General features: G+C 75.0%; 13 protein-coding genes. 8 read left to right on the top strand and 5 right to left on the bottom strand.

The window, feature by feature from the left end; genetic code table 11:
* The first annotated feature begins 303 nt into the window (after positions 1-303).
* Together AB0D01_RS18265 and AB0D01_RS18260 are read left to right on the top strand one after the other, a co-directional pair.
* Positions 304-684 carry a hypothetical protein gene (locus tag AB0D01_RS18265; protein WP_363056339.1) on the top strand — a complete coding sequence of 127 codons (381 nt, stop codon included), beginning with the start codon at positions 304-306 and terminating at the stop codon, positions 682-684.
* A gap of 4 nt (positions 685-688) precedes the next feature.
* Positions 689-1,777, top strand: coding sequence for a carboxymuconolactone decarboxylase family protein (locus tag AB0D01_RS18260; protein WP_363056337.1), 1,089 nt, complete (start codon positions 689-691; stop codon positions 1,775-1,777).
* Positions 1,778-1,891: 114 nt separating this feature from the next.
* Here the strand turns inward: AB0D01_RS18260 and AB0D01_RS18255 are convergent, their stop codons facing one another.
* The 3 genes from AB0D01_RS18255 to AB0D01_RS18245 all read right to left on the bottom strand — a co-directional run bounded on the left by AB0D01_RS18255 (position 1,892) and on the right by AB0D01_RS18245 (position 5,839).
* Positions 1,892-2,623: a class I SAM-dependent methyltransferase gene (locus AB0D01_RS18255; protein WP_363056335.1), complete on the bottom strand. Its 732-nt coding sequence runs from the start codon at positions 2,621-2,623 to the stop codon at positions 1,892-1,894.
* A gap of 121 nt (positions 2,624-2,744) precedes the next feature.
* Positions 2,745-5,120, bottom strand: coding sequence for a 5-histidylcysteine sulfoxide synthase (ovoA, locus tag AB0D01_RS18250; RefSeq protein WP_363056333.1), 2,376 nt, complete (start codon positions 5,118-5,120; stop codon positions 2,745-2,747).
* 167 nt (positions 5,121-5,287) lie between these two features.
* The gene (locus tag AB0D01_RS18245) at positions 5,288-5,839 is read right to left on the bottom strand and encodes a nuclear transport factor 2 family protein (protein WP_363056331.1); all 552 of its coding nucleotides are present in this window, start codon (positions 5,837-5,839) and stop codon (positions 5,288-5,290) included.
* 179 nt (positions 5,840-6,018) lie between these two features.
* Here AB0D01_RS18245 and AB0D01_RS18240 point away from each other — a divergent pair, with 179 nt between their 5' ends.
* Genes AB0D01_RS18240 through desII form a run of 3 tightly spaced genes read left to right on the top strand, consistent with a single transcriptional unit; the run spans position 6,019 to position 9,511 of the window.
* On the top strand, positions 6,019-6,735 hold the full coding sequence (locus AB0D01_RS18240) for a class I SAM-dependent methyltransferase (protein WP_363056329.1): 717 nt from the start codon (positions 6,019-6,021) through the stop codon (positions 6,733-6,735).
* On the top strand, positions 6,732-8,006 hold the full coding sequence (locus AB0D01_RS18235) for an aminotransferase class I/II-fold pyridoxal phosphate-dependent enzyme (RefSeq protein ID WP_363056327.1): 1,275 nt from the start codon (positions 6,732-6,734) through the stop codon (positions 8,004-8,006). The genes AB0D01_RS18240 and AB0D01_RS18235 overlap by 4 nt, the downstream gene beginning before the upstream one ends.
* Positions 8,003-9,511, top strand: a complete 1,509-nt coding sequence (desII, locus tag AB0D01_RS18230; RefSeq protein ID WP_363056325.1) for a dTDP-4-amino-4,6-dideoxy-D-glucose ammonia-lyase — start codon at positions 8,003-8,005, stop codon at positions 9,509-9,511. The genes AB0D01_RS18235 and desII overlap by 4 nt, the downstream gene beginning before the upstream one ends.
* Before the next feature lie 110 nt (positions 9,512-9,621).
* Here desII and AB0D01_RS18225 read toward each other — a convergent pair whose 3' ends face one another.
* A complete protein-coding gene (locus AB0D01_RS18225; protein WP_363056323.1) occupies positions 9,622-11,034 on the bottom strand; it encodes a cation:proton antiporter in 1,413 nt (470 codons plus the stop codon).
* Between the two features lie 234 nt (positions 11,035-11,268).
* Between AB0D01_RS18225 and AB0D01_RS18220 the strand changes: the two genes are divergently transcribed.
* The 3 genes from AB0D01_RS18220 (at position 11,269) to AB0D01_RS18210 (ending at position 15,616) form a co-directional block, all read left to right on the top strand.
* Positions 11,269-12,606 carry an MFS transporter gene (locus AB0D01_RS18220; protein ID WP_363056321.1) on the top strand — a complete coding sequence of 446 codons (1,338 nt, stop codon included), beginning with the start codon at positions 11,269-11,271 and terminating at the stop codon, positions 12,604-12,606.
* 313 nt (positions 12,607-12,919) lie between these two features.
* Complete coding sequence (locus AB0D01_RS18215) at positions 12,920-13,900, top strand: hypothetical protein (RefSeq protein ID WP_363056319.1); 981 nt, start codon at positions 12,920-12,922, stop codon at positions 13,898-13,900.
* A 171-nt stretch (positions 13,901-14,071) separates the two neighbouring features.
* Positions 14,072-15,616, top strand: coding sequence for an MFS transporter (locus AB0D01_RS18210; protein WP_363056317.1), 1,545 nt, complete (start codon positions 14,072-14,074; stop codon positions 15,614-15,616).
* Positions 15,617-15,727: 111 nt separating this feature from the next.
* Here AB0D01_RS18210 and AB0D01_RS18205 read toward each other — a convergent pair whose 3' ends face one another.
* Positions 15,728-16,066, bottom strand: coding sequence for a DoxX family protein (locus AB0D01_RS18205; protein WP_363056315.1), 339 nt, complete (start codon positions 16,064-16,066; stop codon positions 15,728-15,730).
* Positions 16,067-16,485 lie beyond the last annotated feature (419 nt).

Below are 16,485 nucleotides of genomic sequence, written 5' to 3'. Positions count from 1 at the left end.
CGGCCTTCGGACACGGACTCCGCGGTGAACGGTCTCCCAGTCATGAGGGCATCAAAGTGACCCTCCCCGCGGGCCGCAAGGAGACGTGGCCAAGTGGCCCGACCACCCGACCGATCGAGCACTCCGGAAGACGCCGCGCACCCGACCCCACGCCGACCGCCGGGCCCCGTACGGCGGCGCCCCCCGCCGCGTGCCCCCGTCGCGAGGACCGCCGCAGCTGCGCACGCAGAAAGACGCCGGCCGCGGCGGCGCGCCCCAACCATGGACTCACAGCGACGCCCGGCGCACGGAGGGAGTCAGAGCATGCGCGACACGCAGCAGCCACCCCCGGGAACAGACGAGGATCCCCAGGGCCCCGACCACGAGGGGGCCGGACCGCCCGCCCCACCGCCCGCGGCCGGCACCGCCCCGGCCGTCGACGTCTTCGGATCCGCCTTCTCCCCCGTCTACAGCGCGGAGGCCGCCCAGGGCGCCGCCACCGCGCTGGTCCGCCTGCTCATGGACCAGTACGCCGCCCAGCGCGACCGCTGGGCCCTGCGCCGTGCCGCCGAGAGCGAGCCGATCCCGCGTCAGCTCCACACCAGCAGCCTGATGGTGAACGAGATCATCGGCCGCGTGGCGGCCCGCCCCTCCCGACCCGCGCGCGCCACCCCACCCACCCCCGAACGGCGAAAGGGCCGATGAATCGATGAGACCCCTCGTACGGGCGGTCCTGCGCGGCGCGCTGCGCGACATCCGCCACGTCAAGGCCGTCCCGCCCGGCCGGGCGAACGGCCTCGTGGCCCGCGTCTACGCCCAGGCCCGGCGGGACTTCGGCGTCCTCGCCCCGCCCCTCGCCCTGCACTCGCCGGCCCCCGACGCGCTCGCCGCGAGCTGGCTCCTGCTGCGCGAGACGCTCCTCGTCGACGTGGAGGCCGACCGCGCCGAGAAGGAGACCGTGGCCACCGCCGTGTCCCGGGCCAACTCCTGCCCCTACTGCGTCGAGGTGCACCGGGCCAAGGCCTCCGTGCTGCGCCGGCAGCCGCCCGGGGAGAGCGCCGCCCTGTCCGCCTGGGCGGGCGCCGACCCGCGGTCGGCCGGGCCGGGCCGGGCCGACGACGGGGACGGTCCGGCCGCTCAGGCACCGCCCTTCCCCGCCGCCCGGACCCCCGAACTGGCCGGGGTGGCCGTCACCTTCCACTACCTCAACCGCATGGTCAGCGTCTTCCTCGCCGACTCGCCCGTCCCCGACGCGGCCCCCGGCTTCCTGCGCGAACCCCTGATGCGCACGGTCGCCCGGGGCATGCACGCCGACGACCCCGGCCCCCTGCCCCCGGGCCTGTCCCTGGACCTGCTGCCGCCCGCCCCGCCCGTGCCGGGCCTGGACTGGGCCGCCGGCCGCCCCGAGGTGGCGCAGGCCCTCGCCCGTGCGGTGGCCGCGACCGAGCACGGGGCCCGCTGGGTCCCCGCGCCCGTACGCGACGGGCTGCGCGCCCGCCTCGCCGGCTGGGACGGCAGCCCGCCCGGCCCGGACCGCGCCTGGCTCGACCCCCTCCCCGGCGAGGGGACCCCCGGGGACGGAACCGGCACCCCGGGCACACCCGATCCGGCCGCCGCGGCCGCCTCCCGCCTCGCGCTGCTGACCGCCTTCGCCCCGTACCGGGTCACCGAGGCGGACGTCGCCGCGTTCCGCCGCCACCACCCCACCGACCGGGCCCTGGTCGAGCTGACCTCCTGGGCGGCCCTGACCACCGCCGTGCACCAGGGCAGCCGGCTCGCCGTGCCCGCCCCGGCCTGACCCCGCGCGGCCCGGACCCGGGCCCGCGTCCCGCCGCCGAACGCACCGGTGGGCCGGAGGACTTCGGTCCTCCGGCCCACCGGCGCTCGTACGGGTGCCCCACCGGGCGCTGCCTCAGCCGCCGGCCGGGGCCCCCTCCCGGACGCCCACGAACCAGCCCCGACCGTGCGGTCCGCCCTCGACGTACTCCACCCGGCAGCCGGCCGCGCGGAACGCCGCCTCGTACTCGGCCTGTTCGAACAGCGACACCAGGTACTCCTCCGTGGAGTGGCTGAGCCCCGCCACCGGATCGGCCACCACGAAGTGCACCGTCACCCGCGAGCGCCCGCCCACCCGGGCGGAGTGCGACAGCCGGGCCACGGTGCGCTCGCTCTCGCGCACCACCGCGCCCGTCACGTACCCGTCCAGGAAGGTGCCGGGGAACCACCACGGCTCGACCACGATCACCCCGCCGGGCTCCAGATGGGCCGCGAAGCGGCCGAGCGTCGCCTCCAGCTCGGCCACCGAGGTCACGTGCCCGATGGAGCTGAACATGCAGGTCACCACGGAGAAGGTGCGCCCCAGCGCGAACGTGCGCATGTCCCCCTGGTGCACCGCGACACCGGGCAGCTGCCCGCGCGCCACCTCCAGCATCCCGGCGGACAGCTCCACGCCCTCGACCTCGCCGAACAGGTCCCGGAACGCCGTCAGGTGCGCTCCCGTCCCACAGGCCACGTCCAACAGCGACGAGGCCGTGGGGTGCCGCTCCAGGACCAGGTCGCGCACCTCCTTCGCCTCGCCCGCGTAGTCGCGGCCGCGTCCCCGGTAGACCTCGTCGTAGACCTCGGCGACCGGCTGCTCGTACATGTGCTCGCTCCAGGGGGATCGAAGGGGAGGGACGCCCGCCCGGCGGGGGAGCCCCGCCGGGGGAGCGGCGCGCGGCGCGCGGCACCCGGGCCGTGCGCCGCGCGCCGTGTGCCGTGTGCCGTCAGCGCTTGCGCCACACCGAGACGTCGGCGTTGAGCACCTCGAAGTGGCGGGAGTGGTCGCGCAGGACCGCCGGCTCGTCCGACTCCGCGACCTGGTCGAAGGCGTAGCCGAGCAGCCGGCGCACCTCCACCTCGCTGGTCGGCGCCCCGCGCCGGGCGCCCAGCCAGCGCTCCCGGTCCGCGTGGTCGCCCGACCAGGTCCACGGGCTGGCGACGAGCAGCAGCCCGCCGGCGGCCAGGAAGGCGTCGGACTCGGTGAACTGCCGCAGCAGCGCCTCCGGGTCCGGGACCCGGTCCAGGACGTTGGCCACCACCACCGCGTCGAAACGGCCGAGCGAAGCGGGCAGCGCGCACCCGTCCGCGACCTCGAAGGAAGCGGCGCAACCGGCCGCCGGGCGGGGCGCCCGCGCCCGCAGGCGCGTACGGTTCTCGCCCTGGTCGACCCGCTCGTACGAGACGGCCGCACCGGACGCCAGCTCCGTGGCGACCTCGACGAAACTGCGGCTCAGGTCGATGCCGACCACGTCCGCCACCCCGCCCTGGGCGAGGGCGAAGGAGGTGCCGCCCACCGCGCAGCCCACGTCCAGCACCCGGCGCAGCGGCGTGCCCGAACGCTTGGCCTCGCGCAGCACCAGGGCCGCCAGGCGCTGCGGGAAGCCGTGCGCGGACGCCAGCGGGTGGTCCGCCCGGCCCAGGGTCTCCTCGGCGTCGCCGAGGTGCATCAGCAGGTAGCGGTCGAGCATGTCCCGCCCCTCGTAGGACGCCTCGGCGGCCGCGGTCGCCGCCGGCTCCTCCTCGCGCCCGGGCGTCGCGGAGGCGACCAGGCGGATGCCGCACTGCTGGAGGAAGTGCGGCCGGAAGTGGAAGCGGGCCCAGACGCTCGCCTCGTCACCGGTGCTGATGAAGGCACCGCCGAGGATCATGTGGTGCCGGCCGTCGAAGCAGGGGGTGCTGAAGTCCTCGTAGTACGGGTGGACCTCGAAGCCCTCCAACGGGTTCAGGGTGTCCTCGACCAGCGTCCACAGGTTGCCCGCCGCGTCGTGCACCCCGTGGGAGGTGGCGGGGGAGTGGTCGACGGGCGACTCCGAGCCCCACGCGAGGTTCAGGTTGACCCCGCGCTCGCGCAGCGCGACGCCGTCCTCGCGCATCACCGGGTCGTCGGCCGGGCCGGGCTCCGCCGGCAGGTCGCACACCAGACGGTGCTCCGCCTCGGTCGGCAGCCGGTAGTCGCGCCCGTCCTGGGCGCCGCGCCAGGCGCAGAACGCCTTCGCCTCGTGGTAGTTGACGCACACCGGCCAGTCCCACGGCATGTCGATCTCGTCGAAGGTGGTGCGCAGGCGGTAGGCGTGCAGCCCGCTGGGACCGTCCGGCACCCAGAACTGCGGCCACTTGGCGTTGCGGAAGGCCCGCCAGTCCCAGCCCTCCCGCGACCACAGCTCGGGCCGGCGGTAGCCGCCGTCGGTGACGAACCGGTGGTACTCGCCGTTGCTGATCATGTACCGCGAGGTCTCGAACGCCTCGACGTCGACGTCACGGCCGCCGTACTCGTTGTCCCAGCCGAACGACGGGAAGGACTCCGGCTTGCCCAGGTGCGCCCGACCACCGGGTATCGCCACCATGGCGTTCTCCGGCACCGCCCGCGCGGTGGGCTTGCCGGCGACGCCCGTACGCCGCATGGGGGCGGGCGCCGGCCAGGACGGGTGCGCCGCCACCAGCCGCAGCGGCAGCTCCCGGATGAGCACGGAGCTGGTCTCCAGGTGGATCCGCTCGTGCTCGAAGGCGAGGAACAGGGCCCAGGCCGGGTCCCGCATCGTGACCGGGCGACCGAGGTCGGGGGCGAAGTCGGTGGCCTCGATGACCGCGCGGACCAACCGGTAGACCGTCGCCCGGTAGGCGTGCACCTCGGCGACGGAGGGCCACAGCATCTCGTTCTTCGACAGGTCGTCCCACGACATCTCGTCGACGCCGGTCTCCAGGACCTGCTCCAGGTACCCGTCGACGGCCTCGCCCAGGAGACCTCCGACGCGCAACTTGTTGACGTAGAGGGTGGCCGGGTGCCCGTAGTAGAAGATCATCGGGTGGCGCAGGTTGTGGGCCGGGGGCCGGTAGAAGGCCTCCGCCGTCTGGAGCCCCGCGAACAGCGATTCCGTCAGCGCCCACGAGTTGTCGAAGTAGTCCAGCACCGAGGCGCGGTCACAGGAGGAGAGGTCGGGCAGCGGCAGCGAGGTGATGCGCCCGTCGGCCTCGACTCCCGGACACTCGTGGGCCACCGGCTGCCTGCCGGTGAACCACCACGGGCCGCGGGGCCCGCTCAGCCGCTCGTCCCCATGCTTGGAGACGTTGATCTCCCACTGCTCTGCAACGACGGTCGTCATGAGCGCTGGCCTTTCTCGCAGGTCGGAAACAATGCGAAGACGGCGGAACACCGAACGCCCTTGCCCTGTCCGGCCCCCTCGCCAGACCGTGCCACCTGGCGGACCCGCCCGGCATCTTCAGGATTGCGCCCCGGCCCCCGCCCCGACTCTCGCCCCCCGCCCCGGCCTCAGCCCGCCGTGGGCGCCGCGGCCGGTGTCGCCGCCGGCGAGCTGACGTTGGCGATCACCTTCCACTGGCCGCGCTCGTAGGTGAAGGACAGCACCGACGTGAACCGCTCGGTGTGCCCCCACTGCGGGAACACCAGCGTCGAGTCCACCACCATCAGCGCCGTCCTGCACTCCACGACCGTGCGGCGCAGCTCCCGGAAGTCGCTGGTGAACTCCATCGCGAACAGCTCGCGGAAGAGACCCTCGACCGCCGGACGGCCCTGGTGGTAGCTGCCGTCGGGGTCGACCTTCGAGGCGTCCGGCAGGTAGTGGCCCATCAACCGGCCCACGTCCCGGCCGTCGAAGGCCCGGTTGTAGCTCCTCCAGTCCCGTTCGAACGCCGCCCGGCAGCCCGCCCGCTGACGCCCCGCCGCGTCGGCGGCCGCCCCACCGGAGGCACCCGCCGCGCCGCCCGCCGGACCGCTCGCCTGCGCCGGGGCCGAGACCCCCCACAACAGCGCCGCGACCAGCGCCATCGACCTGACCCTCGCCGCCGTCGCGTACTTCCCCATGGCGTTCCCCTCCGTTGGTGTTCGATCGTCCGCGCCCCGTGCCGGTGATTCGGCAATCCAGGAGATGCCCACCGCGATGCCTGATGGGACGGTCGGATGCGGGGAGGACGGGACAGGGCGCTGCGCCGCTTTTCCCCGGGGCCCGAGAGTAGACGGACAACGACGCCATTGGGGAATACATGTACGGCAAAGAATTCGCTGACATCTACGTCTCGTTCTACGAAGGCACCGGCAAGGATTACGCGGCCGAGGCGAAAGAAGTCCGCCGACTGGTCACCGAACGCTTTCCCGACGCCGCCTCCCTGCTCGACGTCGCCTGCGGCACCGGACCCCACCTACGCGCCTTCCGCGACCTCTTCGCCCACGTGGAGGGCGTCGAGCTGGCCGACGGCATGGTCGAGGTGGCCCGCGAGAAGCTGCCCGAGGTCCCCGTCCACCAGGGCGACATGCGCGACTTCGACCTGGGCCGCACCTTCGACGTCGTGACCTGCATGTTCAGCTCCATCGGGCACGTCGACTCGGTGGCCGGGCTGGAGGCGACCCTGGAGCGGTTCGCGGCCCACCTGGAACCCGGCGGGGTGATCGTGATCGAGCCGTGGTGGTTCCCCGAGACCTTCCTCGACGGCCACGTCGCCGGCGCCACGATCACCGATTCCGGCCGCGCCGTCGCCCGCCTGTCCCGCACCACCCGAAACGGCCGGGAAACCCGGGTGACCGTCCATTTCGCCGTCGCCGACCCGGACACCGGAATCCACCATTTCACCGACGACTACCCCCTCCGCCTTTTCGACCGCGCCGAATACGAGGCCGCGTTCCGCTCCGCCGGCTGCACCGTGGAATACCTCGCGGAAAGCGGCGCGCTCGGCCGCGGCCTGTTCGTCGGCCGCCGCGCGTGAGCGCCGCGCACACCGCAGGGCCCACCGCGGGGCCCGCCCGACCCGCCCCGCGCGGGGGGCTCAAGCGCACCGTGGACGACCTCGCCCTGTTCGGCGGCCGCGCCGCCTTCCTGCGGCCGCTCTCCGTCGGCCGGCCCAACCCCGTCGACCGCCGCCGCCTCCACGAACGCCTCGACTGGGCCCTGGACAACCAGTGGTTGTCCAACGGCGGCCCCCTCTCCCTGGAGTTCGAGGCCAGGGTCGCCGACCTCGCCGGCACCCGACACGCCGTCTCCACCTGCAACGCCACCAGCGCCCTGCAACTCCTGGTCCGCGCCGCCGGCCTGACCGGCGAGGTGATCATGCCGTCGCTGACCTTCGCGGCCACCGCGCACGCCGTCCAGTGGCTCGGCCTGACCCCCGTCTTCTGCGACGTCGACCCCCGCACCGGACTCATCGACCCCGACCGCGCCCGGGCCGCCGTCACCCCCCGCACCAGCGCCGTCGTCGGCGTCCACCTGTGGGGCCGGCCCTGCGACACCACGGCCCTGGAGAAGCTCGCCGCCGACCACGGCCTGCACCTGTTCCTCGACGCCGCCCACGCCCTGGGCTGCACCCGTGAGGGCCGCCCCGTCGGCGGAGCCGGATCCGCCGAGGTCTTCAGCTTCCACGCCACCAAGGTCGTCGGCGCCTTCGAGGGCGGCGCGGTCGTCACCGACGACGACGCGCTGGCCGCCCGCGTCCGCGCCCTGGCCAACTTCGGCAAGGGCCTCGACGAGGTCTCCCCGGCCGGCGGCACCAACGCCAAGATGAGCGAGGCCGCCGCCGCGATGGGCCTGACCTCCCTCGACGCCCTCCCCTCCTACGTCGAGGCCAACCGGGCCTGCCTGGAGGGCTACCGGGAGGGACTCGCCGCCGTCCCCGGCCTCACCCTGCCCCTCCCCGACCCGGCCGAGCGCCACAACCACCAGTACACCGTCCTGGAGGTCGACGAACGGACCACCGGCCTCGACCGCGACCTGCTCATGGAACTGCTGCGCGCCGAGAACGTCCTCGTCCTGCCCCCCATCGGCTCGCCCCCCTGCCACCTCCTGGAGCCCTACCGCTCACGCCAGTCGTACGCCCTCCCGCACACCGAGGCCCTCGCCGCCAGGACCATCTCCCTGCCCACCGGCCCCGGAGTGGGACCGGAGAGCGTCCGCCGGCTGTGCGAGACCATCCGCTTCGCCGTGGCGCACGGCGCCGAGCTGACCGCCCGCCACCGGCGCACCGACAGGAAGGGTCCCGCATGAACACCACCACCGCCCGGGACGCGGCCCCCCTCGCCGCCTACGCCGCCGCGGCCCGCACCGTCGCGCGCTGCGCGGCCCCCGGCGCCGACGTCCGCGCCGCCCGCGAGGCCGTCGGGCGCCTGCTGTCCACGCCCGACCCGTACACCGACCCCACCGGCCCGGCCGGCTCCCCGCCCCACCCGGACACCCCCCGCCGCCTCGTCGAGCTGGCCCGCCTCTACGGGAACCACCCCTTCACCCCCCTGGAGACCGCCCGGCGGCGCCTGGGCGTGGACCGGGAGGCCTTCACCGCCCTCCTCGCGGAGTTCGCCCGCGTACCGGCCCTGCGCAGCGCCGTCACCGACGGACCCGCGGGCAAGTACTGGTCCAACACCGTCCTGCCCCTGGAGGCCAAGGGCGTGTTCGACGCCGTTCTCGCGGGCCGCCCCACCGTCCCCGACATCGTCGCCCTCTACCCCGGTCCGACCTGCATGTTCCGCTGCCACTTCTGCGTCCGCGTCACCGGCGCCCGCTACGAGGGCGACCGCATCGCCGCCGGCAACGAGATGTTCGCCTCCGTCATCGACGAGGTGCCCACCGACGACCCGTACCGCATGTACGTCTCCGGCGGCCTGGAGCCCCTCACCAACCCGGGGCTCGGCACCCTCGTCGCCCGCGCCGCCGCCCGCGGCCTGCGCCTGACCCTGTACACCAACGCGTTCGCCCTCACCGACCGCACCTGGCAGCGCCAGCCCGGCCTGTGGGACCTGCACGCCATCCGCACCTCCCTGTACGGTCTGGACGACGAGGAGTACCGGGCCACCACCGGCAAGAGCGGCGCCTTCTCCCGCGTACGGGCCAACCTGGCCCGCTTCCAGCAACTGCGGGCCGCCCTCGACAGCCCGATGCGCCTCGGCTTCAGCTACATCGTGCTGCCCGGCCGCGCCCACCGGCTGCTCGACCTCGTCGACTTCATCGCCGAACTCGACGCCGCCGCCCCCGGCCGCCCCGTCGACTTCCTGAAGCTCCGCGAGGACTACAGCGGCCGGCCCGACGGCAAGCTCACCCTCGCCGAGCGCACCGAACTCCAGGACGCCCTGCGCGCCTTCGAGGAACGCGTCGCCGCCCGCGTGCCCACCCTCGACGTGGACTACGGCTACGCGCTGCACAGCCTGCGCGCCGGGGCCGACGCCGAACTCATCCGCGTCATGCCCGAGGACATGCGCCCCACCCTGCACCCGCAGGCCTCCGTCCAGGTCGACCTGCTGGGCGACGTGTACCCGTACCGGGAATCGGGCTTCCCGGGCCTGGCCGGCGCCCCCCGCTACGTCCTGGGCCGGGTGGGCCCGGACACCTCCCTCGCCCAGGTCGTCGAGACCTTCGTCAACGGCGGCGCCCGCGTCGAACCGGCCCCCGGCGACCAGTACTTCCTGGACGGCTTCGACCAGGTGGTCACCGCCCGCCTCAACCAGACCGAGGCCGACCTCGCCGCCGGCTGGGGCGAGGCCCGCGGCTTCCTGCGCTGACCCCAGCCGACCGCCGACCGCCGACCGCCGACCGCCGACCGCCGTCGGCCCGCGCGCCCGATCCGAACCGCCGGCGCCCCCACCCCGTCACCGGGGCGGGGGCGCCGCGTTCATGTCCGCTCGACGCGCTCGACGCGCTCGACGTACTTGCCGTGCTCGCCGTGCTCGACCCGCTCCGGCCGCGCCCCGGACTCCTCCGGGCACGGCGCCCCCCGGGGCTCCCACAGCCTCTGGTACGCCGCCAGCCGCGAGGTCTCCTCCTCGGTCGTCCTCACCCGGCGCATCGTCCAGCGCAGCATCGGCGGCGCCATCAGCGAGGTCACCACGGCCACCAGCACCACCATCGTGTAGGAGGCCGTGGTGAGCACCCCCATCCGCAGTCCGGCGGTGGCGATCACCACCTCGATGACCCCGCGCGCGTTGAGCGCGGCGCCGAGCGCCAGCCCCTCCCAACGCCCGACCCCGCCGGCCATCGCGCCCAGCAGCACCCCCGCGAACTTCCCGACGACGGCGATCACCAGCACCAGCAGGGCCAGGGGCGCCAGCCGCACGTCCGCCAGGGCCGTCAGGTCGATCCGCAGGCCCGCCGTCGCGAAGAACAACGGCGCCAACACGCCCGTCAGCACGCGGCGCAGCGGGTCGAGGGCCGCCAGGCCCTCGCCCGCCTCCGAGGCGACCGAACGGATCGCGAGCCCGCAGGCGAACGCGCCGACGATCGCCTCCAACCCCAGCGCCTGACTGCCGGCGGCCGAGAGGAGGATCAGCACCACCAGACAGGACAACACCGCCCCCGAGCCGCCGGCCCGGCGCAGGACCTGTCGCGCCGCCGGCCGCACGACCCACACCGCGGCCGCGCCCGCCACGGCGACCGCGGCCACCGACCGCGCCACGTCACCCGCGTGGATCCCCGAGACGGCCATGGCGGACAGCAGGGAGAGCATCACCCACCCGCAGACGTCGTCGAAGACCGCGGCGGCCATCGTCAGCTGACCCACCTTGCGGTGCATCAGGTTCATGTCCGTGAGGGTCTTGGCGATCACCGGAATGGCGCTCACGCACATCGCGACGCCCATGAAGAGGGCGAAGACCATCGGATCGGTGCCCGGACCGGCGAGGCCCGTCGGCAACAGCAGCCCGACGGCGATCCCGCCCGCCAGGGGCACGACCAGCCCGCCGAGGCTCACGCGAAGGGCCGTGCCCCCTTGACGTCTCACCAGCCCCAGGTCCACGTGCGTTCCCGCGAGGGCGACCAGGAACAGCACACCCAACAGTCCCACGGCGTCGAGCAGGTGCATCTGCGCGGCGTCCCGGGGGAAGAGCCGGTCCGACAGCGCGGGCGCGACCCAGCCCAGGAGGGAGGGACCGAGCAGCACGCCGGCCGTCAGCTCGCCCACCAGCGCCGGCATCCGCCACCGCACGGCCAGGGCGCCCAGGGCCGACGCGAGCGCCAGCAACGCCCCGGCCTGGAGCAGGAACAACAGCAACGCCTGCGAGGACAGTGGCGCGATCGGCGCCGCGGACATGATCACCGTCAATTCGATCGGCCTCCCGGTCCAGCCAGCCCCCCGGCGCCATTGTCGGCGCCGCCCGCCGCCGGGACTTCTCCTGGAATGCGGTCCGTCGCCGGATCCGTGCGGCCGGAAAAGGCCGGCGTCGATCACCGCGCGGAGGGGCACGCTGGGAGTTGGCCGCCCTCCGGCCGCCCCGCCACGATGATCCCCCCTCGCCACCGAGGCCGGAACCGATCGGGAGAGTCCATGAGTTCGAGTCCGCCCGCACCCACCCACCGTCGGGCGGTCGCCGCCACGGTCGTCGGCAATTTCGTCGAGTCCTTCGACTGGCTCGCGTACGCCCTCTTCGCCCCCCTCTTCGCCCCCCGCTTCTTCCCCTCCTCCCACCCGCTCACCTCCCTCCTCGGCGCCTTCGCCGTCCTCGGCATCGGCGTCCTCGCCCGGCCCGTCGGAGGCGTGCTCCTGGCCCGGTACGCGGACCGGCGCGGCCGAAGACCCGCACTGATGCTGGCCATCGGCCTCATGACCGGCGGCTCCCTCCTCATCGCCGTCACCCCCGACCACGGCACCATCGGCCTCGCCGCACCGCTCCTGCTGCTCCTCGCCCGCATCGCGCAGGGCATATCGGCCGGCGGCGAATGGCCCACCGCCGCCGCCTACCTGATGGAACAGGCCCCCCGCGGCCGCGCCTGCCTCTACGGCAGCCTCTTCTCCCTCACCACCGCCTCCGGGGTCCTCCTCGCCTCCCTCCTCGGCGCGGGACTGACCGGCGGCCTCGGCCCGGAGGCGATGGCCTCCTGGGGCTGGCGCGTCCCGTTCGTCCTCGGCGCCGTCTTCGGCCTCGTCCTCATGGTGATGCGCGCCCGGATGACGGAGACCGACGTCTTCCGCCGCGAGGTCCGCACCCTGCCCACCCGCGGCTCGCTGCGCCGCGTCCTCGGCGCCCACCGCCGCCAGGTCCTGGTCTCGGTCCTGTTCGTCGCGGGCATCGCCACCATCGGCGGCACCTGGACCGGCGTCGTCCCGGCGATGGGCGCGCGCCTGTCCTCGCCCTCCACCATGTTCTGGGTGGTGGTCGGCGGCACCGCCCTCGTCATCGCGGCCAACGTGCCCATCGGACTGCTGGCCGACAAGGTCGGCCCCCGCAGGTTCCTGGCCGCCGCGAGCGTGCTCTTCGCCGCCGTCGGCTCCTACGGCTACCTCACCATGAGCGGCGACTTCCCGAGCCTGCTGCTGGCCTACGGCAGCGGCGCCCTCTTCCTCGTCTGCGCCACCACCACCCTGCCCGCGATCCTCTCCGGCATCTTCCCGCCCGAGGTCCGGGTCCTCGGCATCGGCCTCCCGCACGCCGTCACCAACGCCGTGCTCGGCGGCGTCTCCCCGGCCCTCGCGACCTACCTCGCCGAACGCGGCGCCTCGGGCTGGTTCGTCGCGGGCGCCATGGCCGCCGTCCTCCTCGCGCTCCCGGCCGCCGCCCTCGCCTCCGCCGCCCGCTTCGGCGCCGATGCCGACGCCGCCGACGCCGACCGCCCCGGACCGGCCCCGGACCGGAAGTCCACGCTCGCGCACGCCAACGGCCCCTGAGCGCACCGGCCCCGGCGCACGGCACCGGCCCCCGAACAGCCCGGCGTCGGCGCACGCCACCCGCCCCGCGAGGACACCGGCGTCCACGCGGGGCACGGGCTCCCCGAGCACCCCGGCGTCCGCGTCCGCCACCGGCCCCCGAGGGGGCCGGCCCGCGCACCCGCCACCACCCCCGAGGGCCGGCCCGGCCCCGCGCCCCGCCGGCCGTGACACCGCGCGCACCGCTCACGCGCCCGTCACGGCCGGCCCCTCGCACGGCACCGCACGCCCTCCCGCAGGCACGTCCCCGTACCGCCTCCCGAGAAGGAAGCACATGACCGAGGTCGCGTCCCGTTCCGCCGCAACGCCCCGCTCGCACCGCCCGACCCGCGCCCCCTCCTTCTTCTTCAACGGCCACGCCCCGCGCCGCCGGGCCCTCGTCCTCGGGCTCGGCGCGCTCGTCGGCTTCGCCCTGACCGTCATCTGGTCGGCCGAGTTCGTCGACCAGACCATCGGCGCCAACGTCTCCGAGGCCCTCCTCGGCCACCCCGCCAAGGACGCCCCGCTCACCGGCGCCCTCGCCGGCATCGCCTTCGCCCTCGCCACCGGGGTGGCCGGCACCTTCACCGCCTGCAACATCGCCGTCTTCAGCGCCATCGCCCCGCTCGCCGGCCAGGTCTCCGGCCGCCGGGGCCGCGCCGTCGCAGCCCTGCGCCCCCTCGGCCGGCTCGCCGTCGGCGCGCTCGTGGTCTCCGCCCTCTACGGAGCGGTCGTCGCCGTCGTCGGCACCGGCATGCCGCAGTTCCAGACGGCCTCCCCGGCCGGAGGCTTCTCCCCGCGGATCATCCAGGCCATGGTGGTCTACGGGATCATGGGCCTGGCCATGACCTGGCTCGGCCTCGCCGCCGCCGGACTCGTCCGCGACCCCCTCGCCCGCCTCACCGCGCGCTTCCCCGGCGCCCCCATGTACCTCATGGGCGCGATGACCGGAGCCCTCCTCCTCGGCCGCCCCTTCGGCCTGTTCCGACAGCTCTTCCGCGACGCCGCCGAGAGCCACAACGTGCTCTACGGGGCCGCCGCCTTCGCCTTCCAGTCCCTCGGCAACATCGTCCTCGTAGGGTTGCTCTTCCTGCTGGTCACCGCCCTCTTCGGCGACCGCCTCCACCGCCTGCTCACCGCCCGGCCCAGCCGGGTCTCCGCGCTCATGGCCGCCGCCTTCGTCGCCGCGGGCGTCTTCATGATCCTTTACTGGGACGTGCGGATGCTCGCCCGCCGCGACCTCATCTGGTACCCGCTGGCCCCCTGGGCCGGCTGAGTCGCCCGAGCCGCCCGATCCGCGTGCCGGGGCCCGCACACCGGCCCCGGCACGCCCGCACCCCCCACCACCTGCGCCGATCCGCCACCGGAGCCGCACCGGAGCCGCACCGGAACAGCACCGCAACCGCATCCGAGCCGGATCCGAGACGCCGCCCCGCACCGTGTTCCCATGACTTCGACGACCACCGCCCCCGACACCTCCGCAGCACTTCCCACCCGCGCCGGCCCGCGCCAGTGGCTGGGCCTCGCCGTCCTGCTCCTGCCCGTCACCCTGATGACCGCCGACCTCGGCGTGCTCTGGCTGGCCACCCCGTACCTGACCGCCGACCTGCGCCCCTCCAGCAGCGAACTGCTCTGGACCACCGACATGTACGGCTTCATGACGGCCGGCTTCCTCGTCATCATGGGCACGCTCGGGGACCGGATCGGACGCCGCAAACTGCTGCTCGCCGGGTCCGTCGGAGTCATCGCCGCCTCGCTGCTCGCCGCGTACGCCCCGAACCCGACCACGCTCATCGTCGCCCGGGCCCTGCTCGGCGTCGCCGGCGCCGCGGTCCTCCCGTCGACGCTCGCGCTGATCACCCACATGTTCGCCGACGCCCGCCAGCGGGCCACCGCCATCGCCATGTGGGTCACCGCCCTCTCCGTCGGCATCGCCATCGGCCCCGTCATCGGCGGCGTCCTGCTCAACAGCTTCTGGTGGGGATCCGTCTTCCTGCTCGGCGTCCCGATCATGATCCCGGTCGTCCTCCTGGCGCCGCTGCTGCTCCCCGAGTACCGCGACCCGTCCGCCGGCCGGATCGACCTGCCCAGCGCCGGACTGTTCCTCCTCGCGATCCTGCCCGTCGTCTACGGGGTCAAGAAGCTCGCCGAGTACGGCCTCGAAGGCTCCTACCTGACGGCCATCGCCGTCGGCGCCGCCTTCGCCCTGCTCTTCGTACGCCGCCAGAACCGGCTCGCCACCCCGCTGCTCGACCTGCGGCTGTTCTCCCACCGCGCCTTCACCGGCGCCCTGCTGGCCCTGCTGCTCGGCATGATGGCCCTCAACGGCATCGAGTACCTGGTCCCGCAGTACCTGCTCGCCATCGAGGGCCTCACCCCGCTCGCCGCCGGACTGTGGCTGCTGCCCGGAGCCGCCGGCCTGGTCCTCGGCTCGCAGCTGACCCCGGTCCTCGCCCGTCGGATCCGTCCGGCGTACGTGATCCTCGCCGGCCTGGCCTTCACCCTGATCGGCTTCTGGCTCTCCACCGTCGACGGGGTCGTGGCCGTCTCCCTGGGCCTCACGCTCGTCATGTTCGGCATCGCCCCGATCAGCGTCCTCGGCACCGCCCTCGCGGTGGGCTCCGCCCCGGCGGAGAAGGCCGGCTCCGCCGCGGCCACCGGCCAGACGGCGTACGACCTCGGCCTGGCCCTCGGCATCGCCGGCACCGGCAGCGTCGCGGTGGCCGTCTACCGCGACGAGGTCGCCGCGACCGCCCCGGCCGGCATCCCCGCCGAGGCCCTCGCCTCGGCCCGCGACACCATCGGCGGCGCCACCGACGCGGCCGGCCGGCTGTCCGACACCCTCGGCGCCGACCTGCTCACCGCCGCCCGGGACGCCTTCTCCTCCGGATTCCACACGGCCTCCCTGGTCAGCGCGGGCCTCGCCCTCCTGACGGCGGTGGCGGTGGCGACGCTCCTGCGCCGCATCCCGCCGATCGGCGGCGGCGAGTAGGCGGGCGACCGCCCGCGGGCCGACGCGCCGAGGGGCCGCTCCTGAAGGAGCGGCCCCTCGGCGCGTGCGCCGTGCGCCGTGCGCCGTGCGCCGTGCGCCGTGCGCGTCCGCTCAGAGCAGCGCGAGGACGGCGACGGCCGGGGCGGCGTAGACCATCGGGAAGGCGACGTGGGCGTACGCGCGTGCCCGCAGGACGGTGACGACGGCGCCGGCGAAGTAGGCGACCAGCCCGATCGCGGCGGCCACGCCCACGGCCGGCACCGCGAATCCGGCGAGCAGCCCGACGCCCCCGGCGATCTTGGCGGCGCCCAGCGGGTTCCACCAGGACCTCGGCACCCCGTACTCGGCCAGCGGACCCACGACGAACGCGGCCCGCCGCAGGACCGAGACCCCGGAGAAGGCGGCCATCAGGGCGGCGACGAGGGTGACGATCGTGGCGGTGGTGGACATCGGGGGCTCCTCGGCGGGTGGACGGGGCGGCGTACCGCGTTCGACACCCCCATGACCCGCCGGACCCCACGGATGTGACGGCCCGCCGGAACCACTGTCCGGCGGGCACCGCCGGCAGCCGGTCCGTGAACTCCCGGGGCCGCTCGGCGCACGCCACGTGCCCGCCCGGGAACTCCGCGAACGCGGCCCCGGTCAGCTCCGCCGGCCGGACGGCCGGCCCGTACAGGGCAGCCACCCCGCGCGAATCCCGCCCGGCGGCGAGCACCAGCCGCCCGCGCGCCCCGCGCAGCGCGGCGACGTCCGGCCGGCTCGCGGTGAAGGGGACCAGCACGTGTTCCAGGAACACCGGCAGGTTCGCGTACATGCGCGGGGCCATCTCCGCCACCTCGGGCGGCGGCGCGCTCGCCCCGTGCCCCGCC

Source organism: Streptomyces sp. NPDC048606 (genome assembly GCF_040650855.1).
Classification (GTDB): domain Bacteria; phylum Actinomycetota; class Actinomycetes; order Streptomycetales; family Streptomycetaceae; genus Streptomyces.
The sequence above is the reverse complement of the archived record's forward strand: the minus strand, read 5'-3'. Positions and strand labels throughout refer to the sequence as shown.

Coding starts and splice junctions, on each gene's coding strand:
- ovoA (WP_363056333.1), bottom strand. CDS start 5,120: ATGACGACCGTCGTTGCAGAGCAGTGGGAGATCAACGTCTCCAAGCAT.
- AB0D01_RS18205 (WP_363056315.1), bottom strand. CDS start 16,066: ATGTCCACCACCGCCACGATCGTCACCCTCGTCGCCGCCCTGATGGCC.
- AB0D01_RS18240 (WP_363056329.1), top strand. CDS start 6,019: ATGTACGGCAAAGAATTCGCTGACATCTACGTCTCGTTCTACGAAGGC.
- AB0D01_RS18255 (WP_363056335.1), bottom strand. CDS start 2,623: ATGTACGAGCAGCCGGTCGCCGAGGTCTACGACGAGGTCTACCGGGGA.
- desII (WP_363056325.1), top strand. CDS start 8,003: ATGAACACCACCACCGCCCGGGACGCGGCCCCCCTCGCCGCCTACGCC.
- AB0D01_RS18215 (WP_363056319.1), top strand. CDS start 12,920: ATGACCGAGGTCGCGTCCCGTTCCGCCGCAACGCCCCGCTCGCACCGC.
- AB0D01_RS18210 (WP_363056317.1), top strand. CDS start 14,072: ATGACTTCGACGACCACCGCCCCCGACACCTCCGCAGCACTTCCCACC.
- AB0D01_RS18245 (WP_363056331.1), bottom strand. CDS start 5,839: ATGGGGAAGTACGCGACGGCGGCGAGGGTCAGGTCGATGGCGCTGGTC.
- AB0D01_RS18265 (WP_363056339.1), top strand. CDS start 304: ATGCGCGACACGCAGCAGCCACCCCCGGGAACAGACGAGGATCCCCAG.
- AB0D01_RS18220 (WP_363056321.1), top strand. CDS start 11,269: ATGAGTTCGAGTCCGCCCGCACCCACCCACCGTCGGGCGGTCGCCGCC.
- AB0D01_RS18225 (WP_363056323.1), bottom strand. CDS start 11,034: ATGTCCGCGGCGCCGATCGCGCCACTGTCCTCGCAGGCGTTGCTGTTG.
- AB0D01_RS18260 (WP_363056337.1), top strand. CDS start 689: ATGAGACCCCTCGTACGGGCGGTCCTGCGCGGCGCGCTGCGCGACATC.